Genomic DNA, 19488 nt, shown 5'->3' with positions numbered 1-19488 from the left:
ATATCAAGCTAAGTCTATACTAGTAAATAGTTAGTTATTTCATATTTGGAGAGCAAAATGCTTAATATTGATCGTGAAAAACTTGCCAAACTTGCGGGTGAAGAGTTTAAAAAACAACGTACATTTTTGGTGATATTATCCATTTTATTATTAGCGGGCGGAATTTTTTGTATCATCAACCCAATGATATCGGGTATCGCTGTCAGTACCGTACTGGGTGTGCTCCTGATTATTGGTGGCGTTGGCGCGATTGTGAGCATTCTAAGTACCGTGATCTATACCGGTTGGTCTCGACTGTTTGGTTTTATCATTGGTCTTATTTATATTATTGTCGGCTACTCTTTCATTAAAGACCCGTTGCAGAGCCTAGTCGCGTTGGCTATTTTAGTGGCGGCTTTATTTATCATCGGTGGGGTTATTCGGTTATATGTCGGCTTCCAACAAATTAGCTCAGCCGGCGGCTGGTTACAAATCATCATCGGGCTGTTAGATTTCTTCATTGCTTATTTACTCATCGGTAATGGCCCAATTACATCAATTACTTTACTGACAACCCTAATTGGCATCGAAATGGTGTTTAGTTCTTTTAGTTTATTCACGTTGCTCAGTGTATTTAAAGGTATTAGTAAAAATAATTAATCCTATCATGCCCCTTAATAGGGGCATTTTTTTACATTATTTCACCTCCACGATGACACCAATCGGCTAAAAAATGCGTAATCGACGATGAGCATTCGCAAATTGCGGTAAGATTGTTTACCCTAAGAAAATGAGAAATAACGCAGGAACGAAATCGTGGGTAACTTGTTTGAAAATTTAAAGAATTGGCTTCATACAGAAACTGCTCCGGTTTACCCTTACCCTGCTGTTGATATTCGGCTATCAAAAAAACTGAAATTGCACATTGTGGGTAGCATTCACATGGGAACAGAAACGATGTTTCCTTTGTCTGCCACATTATTAGACAAACTTAATCTCGCAGATGCCTTGATTGTTGAGGCGGATATCACTGAAACCCACTCTCCATTTCCTAGCGATGATATCGCTGAGCTTCTTCCTGTTGAACAACGGCTAACTCGCGATGAATATCACCTTTTTCAACAATATTGTTTAGAGCTCCGCCAATCCCCCGAGCGTTTTGATACCTTACCCTCATGGCAAATTGCCCTGATTTTGCAAGCGACCCAAGCCCAAGAACTCGGGCTAAGAGGCCACTATGGCATTGACTACCAACTTATCCGTAATGCGCAATCACAACTCAAACCAATTATTGAACTAGAGGGCACTGCCTCTCAAGTTGAATTGCTGCTTTCTTTGCCTAATAATGGGTTAGCGTTATTACAAGACTCGCTGAACCACTGGCGTGCAAACGCGCGCTCGCTACAAACGATGATAGGCTGGTGGTTAGACTACCAACCCAATAATCGTACCGCTTTACCCAATACCTTTAGCGAAGACATTTATCAGGTATTGATGAAGCAACGAAATGCGAATTGGAACGAGCAGCTTAGATCACTCCCTGATGGTAACTATGTGGTCGCCGTTGGTGCGTTACACCTGTTTGGTGAAAATAGTCTGGTAGAATATTTGCGAAACTAAGTTATAAATAGAAGGCTCAAAATGACCCCAGCCGTAAAATTACTCGAAAAACAAAAAATTTCCTTCACATTACACCCCTACGATCACGACCCAAATGAAAGTAACTTTGGTGATGAAGCAGTACGAAAACTTGGGTTAGATGCCAAGCAAGTGTTTAAAACCTTATTAGTCGCACTCAATGGCGATCAAAAAACATTAGCCGTGGCCGTAACACCTGTTTCAGGGCAACTAGATTTAAAACTGGTTGCTAAAGTGTTTAAAGTCAAAAAAGTTGAAATGGCAGACCCACAAATCGCTCAAAAAACAACGGGGTATTTGCTTGGGGGCATTAGCCCATTAGGTCAAAAAAAGCGCTTACCAACAGTCATTGACGACCAAGCTCAGCAATATGCCAGTATGTTCGTTTCAGGTGGAAAACGTGGTTTAGATATTGAACTTGCTCCTAACGATCTCGCCAAAGTACTGAATGCAACCTTCGCTGAAATACGTAAATGATATTAAACCCGTGACAGTCGCAGCGACGATTGAATGGTTATCGTCTCAAGAAGGTGGTAGGCAACAGCCGCCAGCAATTGGGACTTATTATGCTGTTGCTCGTTTCAGCCTCAAACCCGATGAATCTTGGAGTGTGATATTCCAGCTAGCGTTTCATTTACGCAATAGCCATAATCGACAAATAAGCCGAGGAACTGTGCGTTTTCTTGTTGATCATGCGCCTCATGAATATTTATTACATTATCATTCATTTGATATTTATGAAGGCCCTCATTTAGTCGCTCATGCTTTTTTGCTCTAAATAATGACGATAAAAAGCCCCACCGCGAGCGGTGAGGCTTTCAAGGTAATAATGATTTAATTATTTATTATTATAAATAATCTCACCTTTTGGTTCATAATCTGCCGCTTTCAGCGGGGAATGTTTTTCAATATACCCTTTGAGCACTTCCGCATCGACAAAGCCGGTATTAACGTAGTTAGGATGGTTGTCAATTTTCGGGTAACCGTCACCACCAATCGCATTGAAATTCAACGTTGCCATACGATAAGTTTTGGCTGGGTCAACAGGCTTACCATCAATTTTGACATCACTAATCGTGCCATCTTTATTCAGCGTTAAGTTCACGTTGTAGAACTGGCCATACGCACCTGCATCCGGTTTCATATTCGCAACTGCGGTCAGGTATGGGATAACTTCATCCCCTTTGAAATCGACATAAACTAACTCATTAGCAAACGGCTGAACCTTGAGCACATCTTTATAAGTGATATCGCCACTTTCGATAGAGTCACGAACACCGCCGCCGCTCATAATCGCAAAATCAGCCCCTGCGCGTTCTTTTTGTGCGGCTAACAGAAGGTGCCCCATATTTGTTTGCACAAAACGCACTTTACTGCGATCACCTTCAAGTTTACCTTCAACTGAGCCCACTTTAACACTCAATTGCTTGTCACCTTTTTCTTGATAAGGTGTCAATAATTTCATCATGTCAGGGTTATGAGCAATTTCTTGCGTATAATAAACACGCTCGCTAGTCCCATCTTCTTTTGTCACTTTTTTCTTCAAGTTAATTGGGATTAACTGGTAGTGTTTCAGCGTAAACTTGCCATTTTTAAATTCAAAATCTGCACGACCAACATATTTACCCCATTCATGGGCTTGCACAATCCAAGTTCCATTTTGGTTATCTGGCGCACACGGTGTACCTGGTACATAATCCTCTTGTTTGTAGTTTTTCTTTTCTTGAGACATACAAACAGGGTCTTGTGAGTGACCACCCACTATCATATCTAAATAGCCAGCAGGTAAGCTGCGCGCCATTTCTACATCGCCCGGAGCATTTGAACCATGATTACCATCATCATAGTGCCCCATATGAGTTGCTGCGATGATAATGTCTGGTTTTTCTGTTGCGCGAAGCTCTTCAACCACTTTTTTGGCTTCGTCCGCAGGCACACGGAATTCGACATCAGGGAAATTGGCAGGGTTACCGATACGCACTGTGTCGTCGGTTGTCAGCCCCATAACAGCAATTTTCACACCTTGTTTATCAAAGATTTGGTAAGGTTTGAAAAGGCGTTTACCTGTGCTGCTTTGATAAATATTGGCAGATAAAAACGGAAAAGTTGCCCATTTTTCTTGCTGACGCAACGTCTCAAGTGGGTTATCAAACTCGTGGTTCCCTAATGCCATTGCATCGTAACCGACTAAGTTCATTCCTTTAAAATCGGGTTCTGCATCTTGTAAATCAGACTCTGGTACACCGGTATTAATATCACCACCAGAGAGCAGTAAAACACTGCCGCCTTGTTTAGCGACTTCGTCACGAATTTCATCAACTACCGTTTTTTGCGCCGCTAAACCATATTCACCATGGTCGTTATGCCAGAAGTGGCCGTGATGGTCATTGGTATGCAAAATGGTAATATTGTATGTTTTGTCTTTTTCCCACGCATTTGCCATAGTTGCGGGTATTAACGCTAACGATACCGTTAATGCGCATGCCTTAAATGCAAACTTCATACATTTCTCCCTGCTGGTATAGGAATTTTTATACAGTCATATTAGATTATAGTTTGTCACTACCTGCTGTCTTATAGCATAAAAATATGAGCAGGATTTGATACCTATTGCAGAATAAGAAATTCGTTTCATAAAAATGAGATCGCCATCAAATAATTTACGAACACTAGTTATTCACGTGATTTATTTATTTATTTAAATAAATTGTATTTCAGTTATATTGATAACAATTATGTAACACATAAAGTTGATAATGACATGAGTGAGCAAACCACAACACCCAACAACCCAAGCCCGTCAAAGCCATTAAATAAAACAGGGAAAACGGTCTTTAGTATCCTAACCGCGATCAGTGTCTCTCATTTACTTAATGATATGATCCAGTCACTAATCTTAGCGATTTATCCTTTATTACAATCTGATTTTTCACTGAGTTTTGCCCAAATCGGGATGATAACCCTTACTTATCAGATTACTGCATCACTGTTACAACCGATTATTGGCTACTATACGGACAAACATCCACAACCTTATTCCTTGCCAATAGGAATGAGCTTCACGCTAACGGGGCTAATCTTGTTAGCGATGGCAGAAACTTTCCCGACCATATTACTTGCAGCCGCATTGGTTGGAACCGGTTCTTCTGTCTTCCATCCTGAATCTTCTCGTGTGGCGCGTATGGCTTCAGGCGGTCGTCATGGTCTGGCGCAATCCTTTTTCCAAGTCGGTGGTAACTTAGGTGCCTCCCTTGGGCCACTACTTGCAGCACTGATTATTGAACCATACGGAAAAGGCAACATTGGTTGGTTCTCGCTTGCAGCCCTGCTTGCGATTGTTATTTTATTGCAAGTTAGCAGCTGGTACAAACAACAACACCGCGCTGCAAGTAAGAAACCACTCAATTCAGGGAATGTTAAAGTCTTACCACGAAAGACAATTATTGGCTCTTTGGCGGTACTGTTAATTCTGATTTTTTCAAAATACTTTTATTTGGCGAGCATCAGCAGCTATTACACCTTTTATTTGATCGATAAGTTCGGTGTTTCTGTGCAAAATGCGCAAATTCATTTGTTTGTTTTCTTATTTGCCGTAGCCGCTGGTACTATGATTGGCGGGCCAATAGGCGACAAAATAGGGCGTAAATACGTTATTTGGTTCTCAATCCTTGGAGTTGCACCATTTACCTTAATTTTACCCTATGCATCCCTCTATTGGACTGGGGTACTTACCGTCATCATTGGTATGATTTTAGCCTCCGCATTTTCGGCTATTTTAGTCTACGCACAAGAGCTGATCCCCGGTAAAACCGGCATGGTATCAGGGTTGTTCTTTGGATTAGCATTCGGTATGGGAGGTGTTGGTGCGGCAGTTTTAGGCCATATCGCAGACCAGACCAGTATTGAACAAGTTTATCATTATTGTGCTTTCTTACCATTACTTGGGATTTTTACAGTATTGCTACCAAATATTGGTAACAAATAGATTTATTTTCTTATTTTACCTATACTTACCTAAAAATAAGTATGGGTCTTTCCTTCCATAATCTCGATAAATTTCAGATAAAAATCTCACAAACACAAAGCTTGTAACGATTTAGCTCCTTTAACCTGCATTTTTTTTAAAAACATTTCATTTTTTTAAGGAAATTTATCTCAAAAAAAGTTAGAATATAAAAACATGCAATTTGCATTTTAAAATGAAGGCCTCATTTTAAAAGTCAACGGCATGTACCCACCTTTCTATTTTTATACTAACCAGAGGAGACTAAATGGAGCATTCAACGCCCTTAATCACAACCATTGTTGGTGGTCTCGCCCTTGCATATTTGTTAGGTATGATCGCACAGCGATTAAAAATTTCCCCTTTAGTTGGCTATCTTGCAGCCGGTGTCCTAGCAGGCCCATTTACCCCTGGGTTTGTTGCTGATGCAGCACTGGCACCTGAACTTGCTGAAATCGGTGTTATCTTACTGATGTTTGGGGTAGGCCTACATTTCTCATTAAAAGATTTACTTGCTGTTAAAGCCATCGCCATTCCCGGAGCTATTGCTCAAATCGCAGTAGCAACCTTACTGGGCCTTGGCCTATCGATGTTATTTGGCTGGGGAATATTTACAGGCGTTGTATTTGGCCTATGTTTATCAACTGCCAGTACCGTCGTATTACTTCGTGCATTAGAAGAACGTCAATTGATTGAAAGTCAGCGTGGGCAAATTGCTATAGGCTGGCTGATTGTTGAAGACTTAGCGATGGTCTTAACACTCGTTCTACTGCCTGCGGCGGCAGCTATCATGAACACGGATGATGCCAGCTTCAGTGAGCTCGCATTAGGCCTTGCATGGACAATTGGTAAAGTTGTTCTATTCATATTTATTATGATTGTCGTGGGCCGTAAAGTAATCCCATGGATTTTATCGCGTACCGCATCAACAGGTTCTCGTGAGCTATTCACTCTTGCTGTTCTCGCACTCGCATTAGGCATTGCCTATGCTGCTGTGGCTATTTTTGATGCTTCATTTGCCCTTGGTGCGTTCTTCGCAGGAATGGTATTAAATGAGTCTGAACTCAGCCATCGCGCCGCACAAGACACTCTGCCACTACGTGATGCCTTTGCCGTACTGTTCTTTGTATCAGTTGGGATGCTGTTCGACCCAGTCGTATTAATTGAGCAGCCTCTGGGAATTTTAGCCGTTCTCGCCATTATCATTATTGGTAAATCCGCAGCTGCCTTGGTACTTGTTAGGATGTTTGGCCATTCACGACGAACCGCATTAACTATTTCAGTTAGTCTTGCGCAAATTGGTGAATTTGCCTTTATCTTAGCCGGAATGGGGTTAACCCTAGGTGTCATGGATAAAGACGCGCAAAACTTGGTGTTAGCGGGTGCAATTGTCTCTATTATGCTGAACCCTGTGTTATTTAGCTTATTAGATAAGTACCTTGAGAAAACCGAAACTATCGAAGAGCAACTGCTGGAAGAGACTCTGGAAGAGGAAACCCAAGTTCCTGTCGATATCTGCGGCCACGCCATCATCGTTGGTTACGGCCGAGTAGGTGGCATGCTTGCAGACAAACTGCGTAGAAGGGAAATTCCGGTTGTCGTTGTTGAAGATACCCGCTCTCGGTTTGAAGAACTTGCTGAAAATGGCTTTAGCGCAATCTTAGGTAATGGTGCCAATAGAGAAATTATTAGCCTTGCCCGTATTGAATGCGCCAAAACATTGCTCTTAACTATCCCTAATGGTTATGAAGCCGGTGAAATTGTCGCAACCGCGAAAGAAATGAACCCAGATGTCACTGTGATTGTTCGTGCACATTATGATGATGAAGTCAGCTTTATTAAAGAACGAGGAGCAGACCATATCATTATAGGTGAACATGAAATTGCAAAATCCATGGCGACACTCATGTGCAATGATGTGGAAGAGTTCGGTTGTTCTATCGATGATATGATTGATGGTGACAATGATAAAAAAGGTGAAGGCAAAAGTTTAGATGATTATCTAAAACCCGCTCATTAACCTCTATTTCCATTAATAAAAAAAGGAAGCCATTGCTTCCTTTTTTATTACATTGAAATTTATACGCTTATTATTTCTATCCACTCTAGATAGTTTATCTTCGGTTTTTACTTTCCCTCATCGTTCACTCTAAATAGTGAGCGATAAACTCATCCCCAGTCCAAACTGGCAGCCCTTGGTCTTCAAAAAACTGAATTTCAGCTGCAACACCACCGCTTTTTTCCCAGCCAGGTAATGTCAGCACAATTAAACCATCACACCGCTTTAGAAATTCCATATCAATAGAAGACCATGCGACTTTTTGTCCTTGTGAGGCTAAGTATTGGTTAATTGGATGGGTCATTGTGATTTGGCTATAGGTAGCGATACCTTTAAGCGCCAGTTCTGCTGCAAATTTAGTGCATTTAGCAAAGCGCATTTCTACAACATTGCTATCGGGGTCTGAATAAGGGCAAGCAATAAAATAAAGGCTCATAATCTTTCCTAGGTGTTGTTAATTTTCGATGAACATTTTTTAGTTAAAGCAACCCCATGAAAAATAATTAATTATTTTCCACAGGGAGTGTTTAATTTATAGAATTAAAACTTATTCAACGTCCGCAACAATAATTTTCGTTTTAGGATGTTTTTTACTTTCAGGTAATTTAAATTCTTTGCTGGTTGTCACTAAATAATCAATATTGTCCCAACTTGTCACAAAATTAATCGCATGTTTATTCGCTTTCGTGCCATCCGCTAACACCATTAATTTATCGCTGTTTTCCATCATCTTTTGTGCGATTGCCGCTTCGTCGACGTGCTGATCCATCACGCCATGCAATGCGTGTATCGCCCCTGCCCCAATGACTGCATAATCAGCAAAAAACTCAGCAATATTTTTTAGTGCAATAGCCCCTAAGCACGCATTTTGCGCTGCGTTAAATTGCCCTCCAATCAAAATCGTTTCGATAGTTGAGTTTTCTTGTAACGTATTTGCCAATAACGGCGAATTTGTAATAACGGTTAAGTTATCAATCAATTTGATTCTTTGGCTAAATTCAAAGGTGGTTGTGCCAAAATCAATAAACAATGTGTCTCCAGGTTTAATCAGCTCAGCCGCTTTCGCCGCAATCGCTTTTTTCTCATCAACTGCGGCTTGTGCTCTTTCCGTAAAATTACGCTCAAATTTTGATTGAATATTGACAGCCCCACCATGGACTTTTTTCAGTAACTTCTGTGTTTCAAGCTTACTAAGGTCACGACGGATGGTTTCTTGCGCGACATTAAAATGTTTAGCAAGCTCCTGTACGTAAACCTGCCCTTGAGTAGAAAGCAGCTCAATGATGGTTTGATGACGTACTTTTGAGGAACGTCCCTCACACATAGTTTAATCCTTCTTAACCATTTAACTTTCCAGCACTATACAACAGTGATACTAATTTCAGTAGCTTCCTGCTGTATTTTTGTTAAATCAATATTTTTCAGTAAAATACGTCGTGTTGGTAAACAGCGATGGCGTTTTTCATATAACAGGGTATCCCCTGCCATAACACGAATAGTTCCGTTCACTGGCTGTTCAACTTTGATATTAAAATCAATTTGTCGCACTGATAAATTATCCATATCAATACACGCTGGAACACTAAAACAAATTTTCTCATTAACTTGTACAGGAATACGCTGGGTAACTTTGACATGTTGTTGGTGATGATTTGCTAATAAATCGTCTGCAATATATCCGCCAGTTATAAGACCTTCTTGGTAACATTGGTCACCCATATCGGCTGGATGCAACATATTGCCAGCGGCATAGTAGCGAGTATCAGAGCAACGCCCATATTGGTCTGTTACCGGTTTTCCTGTCGCCGCATCAAAGCTCAAATGGCTTTTACGGATTAGCGTATTTTCACCCACAAATTGCCCCGTAAAAATGACCGAATCACACATGATTTTGTGGCTTTTACCTTTCGTTTCAACAACCACATATTCCACACGATCTAAGCCACCAATTTCAGTAATTTTACTATTTAAATAAACGGGGGTTCCCATCGCTTTAGCAAATAAAGTCGCGGGTTTAAAAGCTAAAATCCGCTCACCACTTTCAATCATCGCTTGGGCTTTAACGCCTGCGTTTTTTAGTGTCCATAGCGCAGAAAAACTCACTAATTCACTGCCTACAATCACGGGATTACGGCAAGGCTTCTTGCCATTTAAATAAACAAATTGCTGTAATGCCCCTGCGGTTAAAATTCCTTGTGGCCGCAAGCCTGAAACTAAGCGCGGATGGCGAGGTGTTTCTCTTACCCCTGTCGCTATCAAAACCCGTTTAGCTTGCATTTCAACAAGACCTTCTGGTGTTGAAACGGTTAATTTCCCATTAGGTTGTAACGCAGTCACCGTGCTACGGGTAAAAATCGGGGTATCTCCCAATTGATTAACAATTTTTTCAGCAAATTGGTTGCCTTTCATCGGCCGTTTAAAAGCTAAAATGCCAAAAGTTGGGTGCTGGCAGTGACGTGGAACGCCACCAGCATGGGCTTCACGCTCAATGATGGCGATATTTTGTATACCACGACGACGTAGTGCCTGTGCCGCAGCGACACCTGTAGGGCCCGAGCCAATGATAATAACATCATAATTTACACTCATTTTACGGCCTCCACTGCCAATGTGTGGTCGAAGCGACCATTAATAATTTCAGCCACCTGACTACTACAATAAAACCCATTACAACGCCCCATCATCACTCGCGTTCTGCGGCGTAAAGCCCCTAAACACTCAGGAGGAATATCCGAATCAAATGCGGCTTCAATCTCCCGCTGGGTCACTAATTCACAATGGCAAACAATACCGCCATTACTTTTACATTGGTAATCCCGTTGATGATATTCAGAAATCATTGGCATAGTTGGCCAAATCAGTACTTCTGGTGGTGATAGCTCAAAAAGCGGTGTGAAATTCTCTTGGTACAATTTACCAAGATAGCTTGCCACCCCTAAGGCCGAAGTTAAACCTGTGGAACGAATTCCCCCTGCACATATCCACTGTTTTTCTGGATAGTCATTAATGCGGTAATATTTTTCTTCTGTAGCAGGGCGTAACCCCGCATAGGTTGCGGTCACACTGTAATTGTGCAATGAAGGTAACATGCGAGAACCTTGGGCAATTAAGTCCTCAAGCACTTCTTGTTTTACCTCTGCTTTCCAGCGGTCATCCTGTTCTTCCGCTGTAGGGCCAAGCAAGAGGTTGCCGAAGATGGTTTTCGATAGCAATACACCTTTTGTGATAGCAGTCGGCACTGGTAGGATAATCGCATTGATATCCGCTGCTGCCGCTTTGTCATAAACAAGAAATTGCCCTTTACGTGGCTTTATTTGGAACGGTGATGGGTGGCAAATTGATTCGACAATATCCCCATTAATTCCTGCACAGTTAATGACTAAACGGGCAGAAAACTCACCTTTTGATGTGGTTAAATGCCATAGTCCATCATGGAGTGTTCCACCATTAACCTCACAATGAAAGCGGTACTCAGCCCCATGCTTCACTGCTTGGGTTAAATACGAAAGTGGCGTACTCCATGGGTCAATAACCGCTTCACCTGGCACAGAAACAGCTGCAAGTGCCCCGGGTGCTAAATGGGGTTCTCTGCGATATAGCTCTTCTTTATCAATAATTGCCACATCTAATACGTTGTTAGTATGTGCTTGTTCTACTATCGCCGGTAATTTACTGAGTTGCTCATCATTCCATGCAACCACTAATGCCCCCGTTTCAAGAAGAGGTAAATTCATTTTTTCTCTGATTGCAATGAATTCACGATACCCTTCTTGCATGCACTCAAGTTCTAGACTCCCTGGTGTGGCGTCAAAACCTGTGTGTAATAGCGCACTATTTGCCTTACTTGCTCCCGAAAGGATGTCACCTCCACGTTCAAGTAACAACGTGTTGGCACCCATCAGTGTGAATTTACGTGTCACAGCACAGCCAATGACACCACCGCCGATGACAATGACATCCCAAATTTTTTTATTATTAATATCCATGGCTGAGATCCTTAACTTAAAACTTGCACACATAAAACCACATAATTCCCACAATCACAATAATTAAAACAACACAAAGCACAGCAACAACCAAAAACTTACTCACATTGTTACTTTATTGTGATTTTTGTCACATTAGTGAAACTTACTGTGAGTTTTTTGTGGATTTTATTTCCGATTAAACGATAGTAAGCAAAAAAACAGACCTATTTACAACATTTATAACACTGGGAATACTGTGATGCTCAATCAACGTTATGCGGCTATCGATCAGGGAACAACGGGAACCCGGGTCGTTGTCTTTGAAGAAGGCGGCCATTACCACTCCCCTATGAGTATTCCTCATAAACAAATCACGCTGAATAGTGGTTGGGTTGAACATGACCCAGAGGAAATACTGGCAAACATCATTAAATGCTTACATAGCTGCGAAGTCGTTGATGCTATTGGGCTTTGTCACCAAGGTGAAAGCATTGTCGCATGGGATGCGGATAGCAAGCGCCCTTTATACAACGCAATTGTTTGGCAAGACTTACGGACAGAAAAAACCATCTCAATGCTCAAGGAAGCAGGGTTAGAGCCGCTGGTACAGTCTAAATCAGGCTTACCTCTCGACCCTTATTTTTCCGCCAGCAAAATGGGCTGGATTATTAACAATGTTGTCGGTGCGAAAACATTAGCGGATAAAAATAAATTACGCATCGGTACGATGGATGCTTTTTTTCTCGACCGGTTATGTGGCGTATTCGTCACCGACTATAACTCGGCATCTCGAACTTCATTACTCAATATTCATACGCTAGAGTGGGATCAAGAACTATGTGACATTTTTGGTGTTCCCATCCATTGCTTGCCGCCTATTAAAGATAACATTGGTGACTTTGGCGCTATCAACCTCGATGGGCACCTCACCCCAGTCACCGCCATTATCGTTGACCAATTTGCTGGCACATTCGGCCATGGCTGCCGTGAAAAAGGTGATGCCAAAATCACCTTCGGTACCGGCGCGTTCTTGCAAGCACTAACTGGCACTGATATTCCACAAACTCATGACAGCGGTTTATTGCCCACACTCTGTTGGAAGTTTCCCAATCAACCTCCTGTATTTGGTTTAGATGGCGGCGTCTACAACGCAGCATCTGCCATCAATTGGGCTCGCAAAATCGGTTTATTTGACTCATTCGATGAACTCGGGGATTTCAGAGCTGAATCCGCTATTAAACGCGGCCTAGCCTTTGTCCCTGCATTATCCGGTTTAGGATGTCCATATTGGGATCGCAGTGCTGCAGGCCTTTGGGCGGGTCTTTCATTAGATACCGACAAAAAAGACATGATGCAATCGGTTTTGGAAGGCATAGCCGCACGTTCCGCTGAAGTTATTTTTGCAATGGAAAAAATTTCACCACTAGGCCAGTCAATCTCAGTCGATGGAGGGCTCTCTTCAAATCAATATTTTAAGCAATTTTTAGCCAATTTATTACAAAAAAACATTGAAGCACCAGCAAACCGTGAAGTAACTGCACTAGGCGCCGCCTTGTTAGCTCGCAAAGGTCTCGGGATCACTCATGAAATGGCGGTAAGACGCAATGCAACCGTGACACATCCTGATGGAACGAATATGCAAGGTGTGATGGAACAATATCGCGACATCATTGCCCGTTCTCGCCAATTAAGACACTAAAATAATAAAAGGAAACCCTACCATGGCTGAATTCGGAAATTACATTATTTATTTAATTATGTGTGGTGCCATTATTGGTGCTGTCGCATCCATTGTTAGACCCGCCAGCGAGCTTGGAAAAGAGTTTGTTAATGGGATCTTTTCTATTGGTCCCGTATTTCTCGCTCAAGCCGGGATCATGGCTGCTGTTCCGCTACTCTCGCAATTAATCTCTTACATTCTTGGCCCCGTCTTTTCCTCTGTCGGCTCAGACGTTTCTATTGCAGCCTTATCGATTATTGCCGTTGATATGGGCGGCTACCAACTTGCCGATGCACTAACGACTAATCGAGATATGTGGATCACCGCAATGTTGATCGGTTATACCTCTGGAGCCACTATTGTTTACCTGATCCCTGTAGGGTTAACAATGTTAAATCGTAAAGATCATAAATACCTTGCACTTGGTGCGATGGCAGGGTTGATCTCCATACCATTTGGTGTATTGGCTTCGCTGCTGTTAATTACCTTCAATAATATTCCTGTAAGGGACATTATTTCTACGAACTCACCAGCGGCACATCAATTAACCTTAGATTTCTTTACCATGTTGCAATACCTGATGCCGTTGTTTGTATTCTGTTTTTTATTAGCCGCAGGGCTAAAATATCGCCCGATGTTAATGGTAACGGGCTTCCTGATTTTTGGTAAAATTATGGATGCATTCGTCAAATTAGTCTTAGCATTTTCCATTGTTGAACACTTTACTGGTGTATTCACCAAAGTTTTCGGCGCATGGGGCTTTGACCCACTGTTTGCTGACCAAAATGAACTATTCCGTGCCATCGAAATTGCGGGTTATATCGGTATCATGTTAGCGGGCACATTCCCCATTTGTTATCTGTTCCAACGCTACTGCAAGCCTTTAGTCCGTGCATTAAGTAACCGTTTAAAACTGAGTGATACAGGTTCTTTAGGTTTTATTATGGTTATGGCAAACATTATCGCTACTTATCACTTATTCAAAGAAATGCGAGCGAGGGATAAGGTATTATGTGTGGCATTTGGTGTTTGCGCACAAGCGACCATCGGTGATCATCTTGCCTTCACGGCCAACTTCCAACCTACTCTCGTTTTACCTATTTTACTGGGCAAGCTAGTAGGCGGCTTCTTAGCGGTATTTATTGCAATTAAAATCTCAGTACCACAGGCGATGCGTTATGAAACTGAAGATGCAAAAGCAGCTGAAATAGTTAAAGAAGAAAGTGAGCTCACTGTTGCTAAACAACATTAATTAGCATTAACCATACTTATATATTTAAAAATAATTAGCTGTATGCCAAATATGAATACTCCTAAAGTAGCATACAGCTTTTATTTATTAGTCTGAAATTAACTCAAACTCTCATCCATTATTAATATTACACTCACCATATGGATATCTATATTAGTCATCATTAAGCATTACATTATTTATAGATATATAATTTGAAGGTAAAAAAATCACCTCAATTAATAAAATTTAGTGACAACAATTCATCAGAATAATTGTTCGAAAAAAAGCACCTCAATAACAATTATATTGAAGTGCCTTAAAATTGACATCATTAATTCAAATGAGAATTATTTCGCTTTAACGTTCCCAATAAGACTCTTCTAAACTATCTTCTTTTTCAGGTAAGCCACGACTCAAACGAGGTGAATGCTGAGTTAATACTTGATAACTCACACGGTTAGCATATTTGCATACTTGAGCTAAAGAGGAATATGTTAAGTATTGGCGTTCATGTTTACTGGAATTCGGTACATTTGAACGATGGTAAGAATTGGCAGTAATATCGTGAAGTAATGCCGATAACGCCCCATCTCCCGCCCCATTCGTGTTCATTATTTTTTCAGGCCCGCCCATATAAGGCTCAATATGAGAGAAAATACGTAATGGAACTTGGCAATCTTGTTGGCGCATTGCTCGGCTAAATTCATATAAGTTAAATTCTGCAATCGCACCCGGTAATAGTGGGTGCTGCGTCGTACGTTTATAAGCGTCTTCGGTGTAGCCGGCCATATATAGGCCTGATGGGCCCGCTGTACATAAAACTAAATCGACCCAGTCTAATGCCATATTAGAGGCGAGTAATGGGTCGCTCAGCCCTGTCAGTTCCTGCGCTTCGTCCTCATTCATTGCAACGACTGAAATATGTTCCGCTAAGAAATCACGCCAGAATTGAGGGTCTTGAGCGATGACAAATTTTGTTCCAAGCGTCAACACAACGGGAACATTGTGCTTTTTCGCATACGCAATAGCCTGCATAGTCGCATCAGGCATGGTTTCTCCGGGTTTACAACGGACTAAATAAGCGGTTAAAACCAATGCAGAAGCCCCCGCAATAATATCCTCTGGAATACTATTTGGGTGCAAGCGATTCATATGGCCAGGGCTGATAGCAAAAGTTCGCTCGCCATTTTCAGTGATCAAGGTAAAACAGCGCCCAATAGGCCCATCCACACCTTGTAGAAAATTTAAATCCATGCGGCTTGAGGTATGGCACAGGTAGCGATATGCATAGCTACCAATTTGGATGTTATTACACATTGTGCCCAATAAAACAGACCTGTCATCCGCTAATACCGAATAATTGTGCAAGGTATTGCCAATCGTTCCACCTGCAAATTCATGAGTAATCAATGCATTATCTGTGAGCTCTTTATACAAAGCTTCGGCGGCATCATCTTCAATAACCAGTGAATGCCCCTTACTCAACTGGTAGCGCTGAATAAAGTCGTCATCCACTTTCGCTTCAATATCGACTAATGTTTGGTCGATACCAACGATATAGGACTTACAATTCTCATCATCTGCCAAGGTTTCTTTTAAAGGCTGTAATAAAGGATCTCTGAGACTAACAGGAAAATAGTGTTTCGATTTGCGCTGACCGGGGAATTTCATAATTAGAAGATTAACAATGGAACATCGCCCTATTCTAACACGATAAAATAAAGCCAGCACCTGCAAAGAAGGCACTGGCTTCATTGTTTGTCATTTGGCGGTAATTTTACTGATTTTGATATTTATAATCGCGATAAAGCTCCCGACTTAACACAAATGCACAGCTCAAAATTAAACCTAATATGGCGCTCAACGCAACAATTAACGCTGATTTAGGCGAATCTTTATGCAATGGTAAGTCTGGCGTTAAAATAAATTTAACTGGCGTAAAATCTAACTCTTTACTGGTTAACTCTTGTAAATCATCAATATAAATCTTACGGTTTTGTAGGTTTTCGCTCATCAATGCTAAATCACGATTTTGAGTTTCAATCAGTAATTTTTTCTCTAAAGCTTCAGTCCCTAACGCAATAGGGTAATCAGGGTCATCATTGATAGCAACAGATTCGCTGGCGATCGGTTTTTCAATTCCAGCGGCTTTTGCAATATCAACAGCTCGTTTAAGCCTTTCAACCTTAACATCGTATTCAGTTTGAATTTTGCTGACTTCGCGTTTTAGTGACTCACTGGCATAAATAAGTTTCTCTGAAATCATATTATCGATTTCAACTTTTAGCTGTTGCCTTACTTTCGATGCACTATAACGAATATAGCCTTCTAGTAAATCTTGGGCTTCAGTTGGCAACGGAGCAGTGAAGCTTAAAACAATATCATTTGAAGTACTGTTTTTTTCTTTTGACAGATCTTGAATTTTAATATCATTTGAAATGATTGAATTCACTAGCCTTTGCTGAGCGATAACATCATCTTTTGGGTCAATTTTCTCTGCAAGGTTATGATAATACTTAGTACTTCTCACATAACTTTCTTGATTAACTTTCGAACGATATTGGTCAATAAACGCAGTAAAAACACGTTGAGCACTTAGATCAACAGGAACATCTAATACATCCAATTGCGCTTTAAATGCATTAACTTCTTTGAGCTCTTCAGATGCGGGGGGAATAACAATAGCAGTACTGCTCCATTTTTGAGGTAATAGTTTAACAACACCAACACTCACCGCAATACAAACAATCGTAAATATAAGAATCAAAAATTTATGTTTTAACAAAATGGAAAACAAGGCCATTAAATCAATCTCATCGTTTTGTTGTATATGAAATTGATGAGCAGAAGACGGCTTCTGCTCTATATTACCTTGTGGGGGCTGCTTATTGCTCATATTAATTCCAAAAGACATAACATTTATTCAATCATTTATAATTTCAGATAAGTGATTATAGTCCATAATGAGCCTATTGATATATCGATAAGCAAACTTTTCTTCATTAATTTGCTGAATTAGTTATTTTAGTACATCTTGAATTATTGAATTAATCATATGAATGCTATTTGGATTATCATTTAAAGCCGGTATGTAATTATATTTATCACCGCCACTACTCATAAAAAATTCTTTATTTTGTTCGCTAATTTCTTCTAATGTTTCTAGGCAATCAACTGAAAACCCTGGACAAATGACCTGAACGGATTTTACGCCTTGGGAGGGTAATTCATGCATAGTTTTATCCATGTAAGGCATCAACCAAGGCTCACGTCCAAAACGTGACTGATAGGTGAGCATGACTTTATCGCTTGGGTAATTCAACGCCTCACGGAGTGCCTCTGCCGTTTTTTCGCACTCTTGCTGGTAAATATCACCTGTATCGCAATAACGCTGTGGAATGCCATGGAACGACAATATTAGCCTATCGGGTTCACCATGCAGGGCAAAGCTTGCTTCTATCGAGGCCACTAAAGCTTGAATATAAGCAGGATGTGTCGCATAGCTACGAATGAATTGCACGCTTGGAATGGTACGTCTACTTTCAAACGCTCGGGTTAATGCATCATAAACCGCTGCAGTTGTCGTGCAGGAATACTGTGGATACAGTGGAAGAACCACTACGTCGGTAACACCTTGGTCTAGCAAACTATCTACCGCACTTTTAATTGAAGGCGAACCATAGCTCATGCCTATCTCTACAGCAATATTAGGCAATAACTCTGCTAACTTTTGTTTTTGACGCAAAGAATAAACCAGTAATGGTGAGCCACCTTCTAACCAAATAGACTTATATAACTTCGCCACTTTAGAAGAGCGAAGAGGCAAAATCGCCCCATGTAAAATCGGCTTCCAAATCAAGCGCGGTACATCAATAACGCGTTTATCACTAAGAAATTCGGCTAAATAGCGTTTCACTGCTGAGGTTGTTGGGGCATCAGGGGTTCCTAAGTTTGCTAACAAAATGCCGTATTTTTTTTCTGACATGAAACAACTCCTAATTGATAATTATTCCCAACTTTAGCACAGTTAATTAACGATTTTTGTCACCAAGTGGTATAAAAAAGAAAGGCAGCGATCATCGCTGCCTCCATATAATACCTTATACTTAAAATAATTCGAATTGCAGTTACAATTACTGCAACACAAAGCATAGTTAGTACAAATATTAACCTAAAATTTTCGCCAGTTCTTCACTAACTTCAGACACTTTACGTGTACCATCTAATTTGAAGTACTTGGTGTTCCCTTGTTTAGCTTCATTTTGGTAATACGCAATTAAAGGTGCAGTTAATGCATGATATTCAACCAGACGCTTACGCACGGTGTCTTCTTGGTCATCTTTACGGATGGTTAGTTCTTCACCTGTTACATCGTCTTTGCCTTCAACCTTTGGTGGGTTAAAGTTGATGTGATAAACACGGCCTGATGGTGCATGTACACGACGGCCAATAATACGCTCAACAATGATTTCGTCTGGTACATCAAACTCCAGTACGTTATCAACAGTGATGCCCGCTTCTTTCATCGCATCCGCTTGTGGGATTGTACGAGGGAACCCATCCAACAAGAAGCCATTGCGGCAGTCATCTTGTTTGATACGCTCTTTAACTAATGCGATAACTAATTCATCAGTAACTAATTTACCGTTATCCATCAGCTCCTTAGCTTGTAAGCCGAGTTCGCTCCCTGATTTAACAGCGGCACGTAACATGTCACCTGTTGAAATTTGAGGGATCCCAAACTTTTCCATAATAAATTGAGCTTGAGTGCCCTTACCAGCGCCTGGAGCGCCAAGCAGAATGATACGCATTGCGTAAACCCCTTGCTATTTAGATTTTTATAATTTGAAAAGAAAACAAGCTACCATACCATTAGCATGCTGCTTT

17 protein-coding genes are annotated in these 19488 nt (G+C 41.0%); 8 read left to right on the top strand and 9 right to left on the bottom strand.

Translation table 11 applies throughout. The annotated features are described in order from the left end of the window. The first annotated feature begins 57 nt into the window (after positions 1–57). The 4 genes from FVA69_RS05505 (at position 58) to FVA69_RS05490 (ending at position 2395) form a co-directional block, all read left to right on the top strand. Entirely contained in the window at positions 58–639 is a 582-nt protein-coding gene (locus FVA69_RS05505) for an HdeD family acid-resistance protein (RefSeq protein ID WP_004913580.1), read from the top strand. 156 nt (positions 640–795) lie between these two features. Further along, positions 796–1599, top strand: a complete 804-nt coding sequence (locus FVA69_RS05500; protein WP_004913582.1) for a TraB/GumN family protein — start codon at positions 796–798, stop codon at positions 1597–1599. A 21-nt stretch (positions 1600–1620) separates the two neighbouring features. Continuing rightward, on the top strand, positions 1621–2094 hold the full coding sequence (gene ybaK / locus FVA69_RS05495) for a Cys-tRNA(Pro)/Cys-tRNA(Cys) deacylase YbaK (RefSeq protein WP_004913586.1): 474 nt from the start codon (positions 1621–1623) through the stop codon (positions 2092–2094). After that, on the top strand, positions 2066–2395 hold the full coding sequence (locus FVA69_RS05490) for a hypothetical protein (protein WP_071524548.1): 330 nt from the start codon (positions 2066–2068) through the stop codon (positions 2393–2395). The genes ybaK and FVA69_RS05490 overlap by 29 nt, the downstream gene beginning before the upstream one ends. Positions 2396–2455: 60 nt before the next feature. Here FVA69_RS05490 and ushA read toward each other — a convergent pair whose 3' ends face one another. Continuing rightward, complete coding sequence (gene ushA / locus FVA69_RS05485) at positions 2456–4120, bottom strand: bifunctional UDP-sugar hydrolase/5'-nucleotidase UshA (protein WP_004913593.1); 1665 nt, start codon at positions 4118–4120, stop codon at positions 2456–2458. 258 nt (positions 4121–4378) lie between these two features. On the opposite strand from ushA, the gene FVA69_RS05480 reads away from it, so the two are divergent. Continuing rightward, positions 4379–5602: an MFS transporter gene (locus tag FVA69_RS05480; RefSeq protein ID WP_004913594.1), complete on the top strand. Its 1224-nt coding sequence runs from the start codon at positions 4379–4381 to the stop codon at positions 5600–5602. Positions 5603–5888: 286 nt separating this feature from the next. Continuing rightward, positions 5889–7640, top strand: coding sequence for a YbaL family putative K(+) efflux transporter (ybaL, locus tag FVA69_RS05475; protein WP_004913598.1), 1752 nt, complete (start codon positions 5889–5891; stop codon positions 7638–7640). A 124-nt stretch (positions 7641–7764) separates the two neighbouring features. Here the strand turns inward: ybaL and FVA69_RS05470 are convergent, their stop codons facing one another. The 4 genes from FVA69_RS05470 to FVA69_RS05455 form a co-directional block, all read right to left on the bottom strand. After that, entirely contained in the window at positions 7765–8115 is a 351-nt protein-coding gene (locus tag FVA69_RS05470) for a DUF1937 family protein (protein WP_164528511.1), read from the bottom strand. 111 nt (positions 8116–8226) lie between these two features. After that, positions 8227–9003 carry a DeoR/GlpR family DNA-binding transcription regulator gene (locus FVA69_RS05465; RefSeq protein ID WP_004913603.1) on the bottom strand — a complete coding sequence of 259 codons (777 nt, stop codon included), beginning with the start codon at positions 9001–9003 and terminating at the stop codon, positions 8227–8229. 35 nt (positions 9004–9038) lie between these two features. Next, positions 9039–10268 carry an NAD(P)/FAD-dependent oxidoreductase gene (locus FVA69_RS05460; RefSeq protein ID WP_109912067.1) on the bottom strand — a complete coding sequence of 410 codons (1230 nt, stop codon included), beginning with the start codon at positions 10266–10268 and terminating at the stop codon, positions 9039–9041. Then, entirely contained in the window at positions 10265–11665 is a 1401-nt protein-coding gene (locus tag FVA69_RS05455) for an NAD(P)/FAD-dependent oxidoreductase (protein WP_164528510.1), read from the bottom strand. Before FVA69_RS05455 ends, FVA69_RS05460 begins: the two co-directional genes overlap by 4 nt. Positions 11666–11906: 241 nt before the next feature. Here FVA69_RS05455 and FVA69_RS05450 point away from each other — a divergent pair, with 241 nt between their 5' ends. Continuing rightward, positions 11907–13346 carry an FGGY family carbohydrate kinase gene (locus FVA69_RS05450; protein ID WP_110732206.1) on the top strand — a complete coding sequence of 480 codons (1440 nt, stop codon included), beginning with the start codon at positions 11907–11909 and terminating at the stop codon, positions 13344–13346. A 22-nt stretch (positions 13347–13368) separates the two neighbouring features. Then, complete coding sequence (eutH, locus tag FVA69_RS05445; RefSeq protein WP_164528509.1) at positions 13369–14619, top strand: ethanolamine utilization protein EutH; 1251 nt, start codon at positions 13369–13371, stop codon at positions 14617–14619. A gap of 339 nt (positions 14620–14958) precedes the next feature. Here the strand turns inward: eutH and FVA69_RS05440 are convergent, their stop codons facing one another. The 4 genes from FVA69_RS05440 to adk form a co-directional block, all read right to left on the bottom strand. Then, positions 14959–16272: an inosine/guanosine kinase gene (locus tag FVA69_RS05440; RefSeq protein ID WP_004913614.1), complete on the bottom strand. Its 1314-nt coding sequence runs from the start codon at positions 16270–16272 to the stop codon at positions 14959–14961. A 106-nt stretch (positions 16273–16378) separates the two neighbouring features. Next, the gene (gene wzz(fepE) / locus FVA69_RS05435; protein ID WP_164528508.1) at positions 16379–17497 is read right to left on the bottom strand and encodes an LPS O-antigen length regulator Wzz(fepE); all 1119 of its coding nucleotides are present in this window, start codon (positions 17495–17497) and stop codon (positions 16379–16381) included. Positions 17498–17620: 123 nt separating this feature from the next. Further along, on the bottom strand, positions 17621–18586 hold the full coding sequence (gene hemH, locus FVA69_RS05430) for a ferrochelatase (RefSeq protein ID WP_123382363.1): 966 nt from the start codon (positions 18584–18586) through the stop codon (positions 17621–17623). Positions 18587–18767: 181 nt separating this feature from the next. Then, positions 18768–19412 (bottom strand): adenylate kinase, encoded by a 645-nt coding sequence (adk, locus tag FVA69_RS05425; RefSeq protein ID WP_004913624.1) that lies wholly within the window; start codon positions 19410–19412, stop codon positions 18768–18770. Positions 19413–19488: the final 76 nt, after the last annotated feature.

It is taken from the genome of Providencia sp. PROV004, from assembly GCF_011045615.1.
Lineage (GTDB): Bacteria > Pseudomonadota > Gammaproteobacteria > Enterobacterales > Enterobacteriaceae > Providencia > Providencia rettgeri.
Note: the sequence above shows the minus strand (reverse complement) of the source record. Positions and strands in the feature narration are given on the sequence as shown.

Coding starts and splice junctions, on each gene's coding strand:
- FVA69_RS05505 (WP_004913580.1), top strand. CDS start 58: ATGCTTAATATTGATCGTGAAAAACTTGCCAAACTTGCGGGTGAAGAG.
- ybaK (WP_004913586.1), top strand. CDS start 1,621: ATGACCCCAGCCGTAAAATTACTCGAAAAACAAAAAATTTCCTTCACA.
- FVA69_RS05490 (WP_071524548.1), top strand. CDS start 2,066: ATGCAACCTTCGCTGAAATACGTAAATGATATTAAACCCGTGACAGTC.
- ushA (WP_004913593.1), bottom strand. CDS start 4,120: ATGAAGTTTGCATTTAAGGCATGCGCATTAACGGTATCGTTAGCGTTA.
- FVA69_RS05480 (WP_004913594.1), top strand. CDS start 4,379: ATGAGTGAGCAAACCACAACACCCAACAACCCAAGCCCGTCAAAGCCA.
- ybaL (WP_004913598.1), top strand. CDS start 5,889: ATGGAGCATTCAACGCCCTTAATCACAACCATTGTTGGTGGTCTCGCC.
- FVA69_RS05470 (WP_164528511.1), bottom strand. CDS start 8,115: ATGAGCCTTTATTTTATTGCTTGCCCTTATTCAGACCCCGATAGCAAT.
- FVA69_RS05465 (WP_004913603.1), bottom strand. CDS start 9,003: ATGTGTGAGGGACGTTCCTCAAAAGTACGTCATCAAACCATCATTGAG.
- FVA69_RS05460 (WP_109912067.1), bottom strand. CDS start 10,268: ATGAGTGTAAATTATGATGTTATTATCATTGGCTCGGGCCCTACAGGT.
- FVA69_RS05455 (WP_164528510.1), bottom strand. CDS start 11,665: ATGGATATTAATAATAAAAAAATTTGGGATGTCATTGTCATCGGCGGT.
- FVA69_RS05450 (WP_110732206.1), top strand. CDS start 11,907: ATGCTCAATCAACGTTATGCGGCTATCGATCAGGGAACAACGGGAACC.
- eutH (WP_164528509.1), top strand. CDS start 13,369: ATGGCTGAATTCGGAAATTACATTATTTATTTAATTATGTGTGGTGCC.
- FVA69_RS05440 (WP_004913614.1), bottom strand. CDS start 16,272: ATGAAATTCCCCGGTCAGCGCAAATCGAAACACTATTTTCCTGTTAGT.
- hemH (WP_123382363.1), bottom strand. CDS start 18,586: ATGTCAGAAAAAAAATACGGCATTTTGTTAGCAAACTTAGGAACCCCT.
- adk (WP_004913624.1), bottom strand. CDS start 19,412: ATGCGTATCATTCTGCTTGGCGCTCCAGGCGCTGGTAAGGGCACTCAA.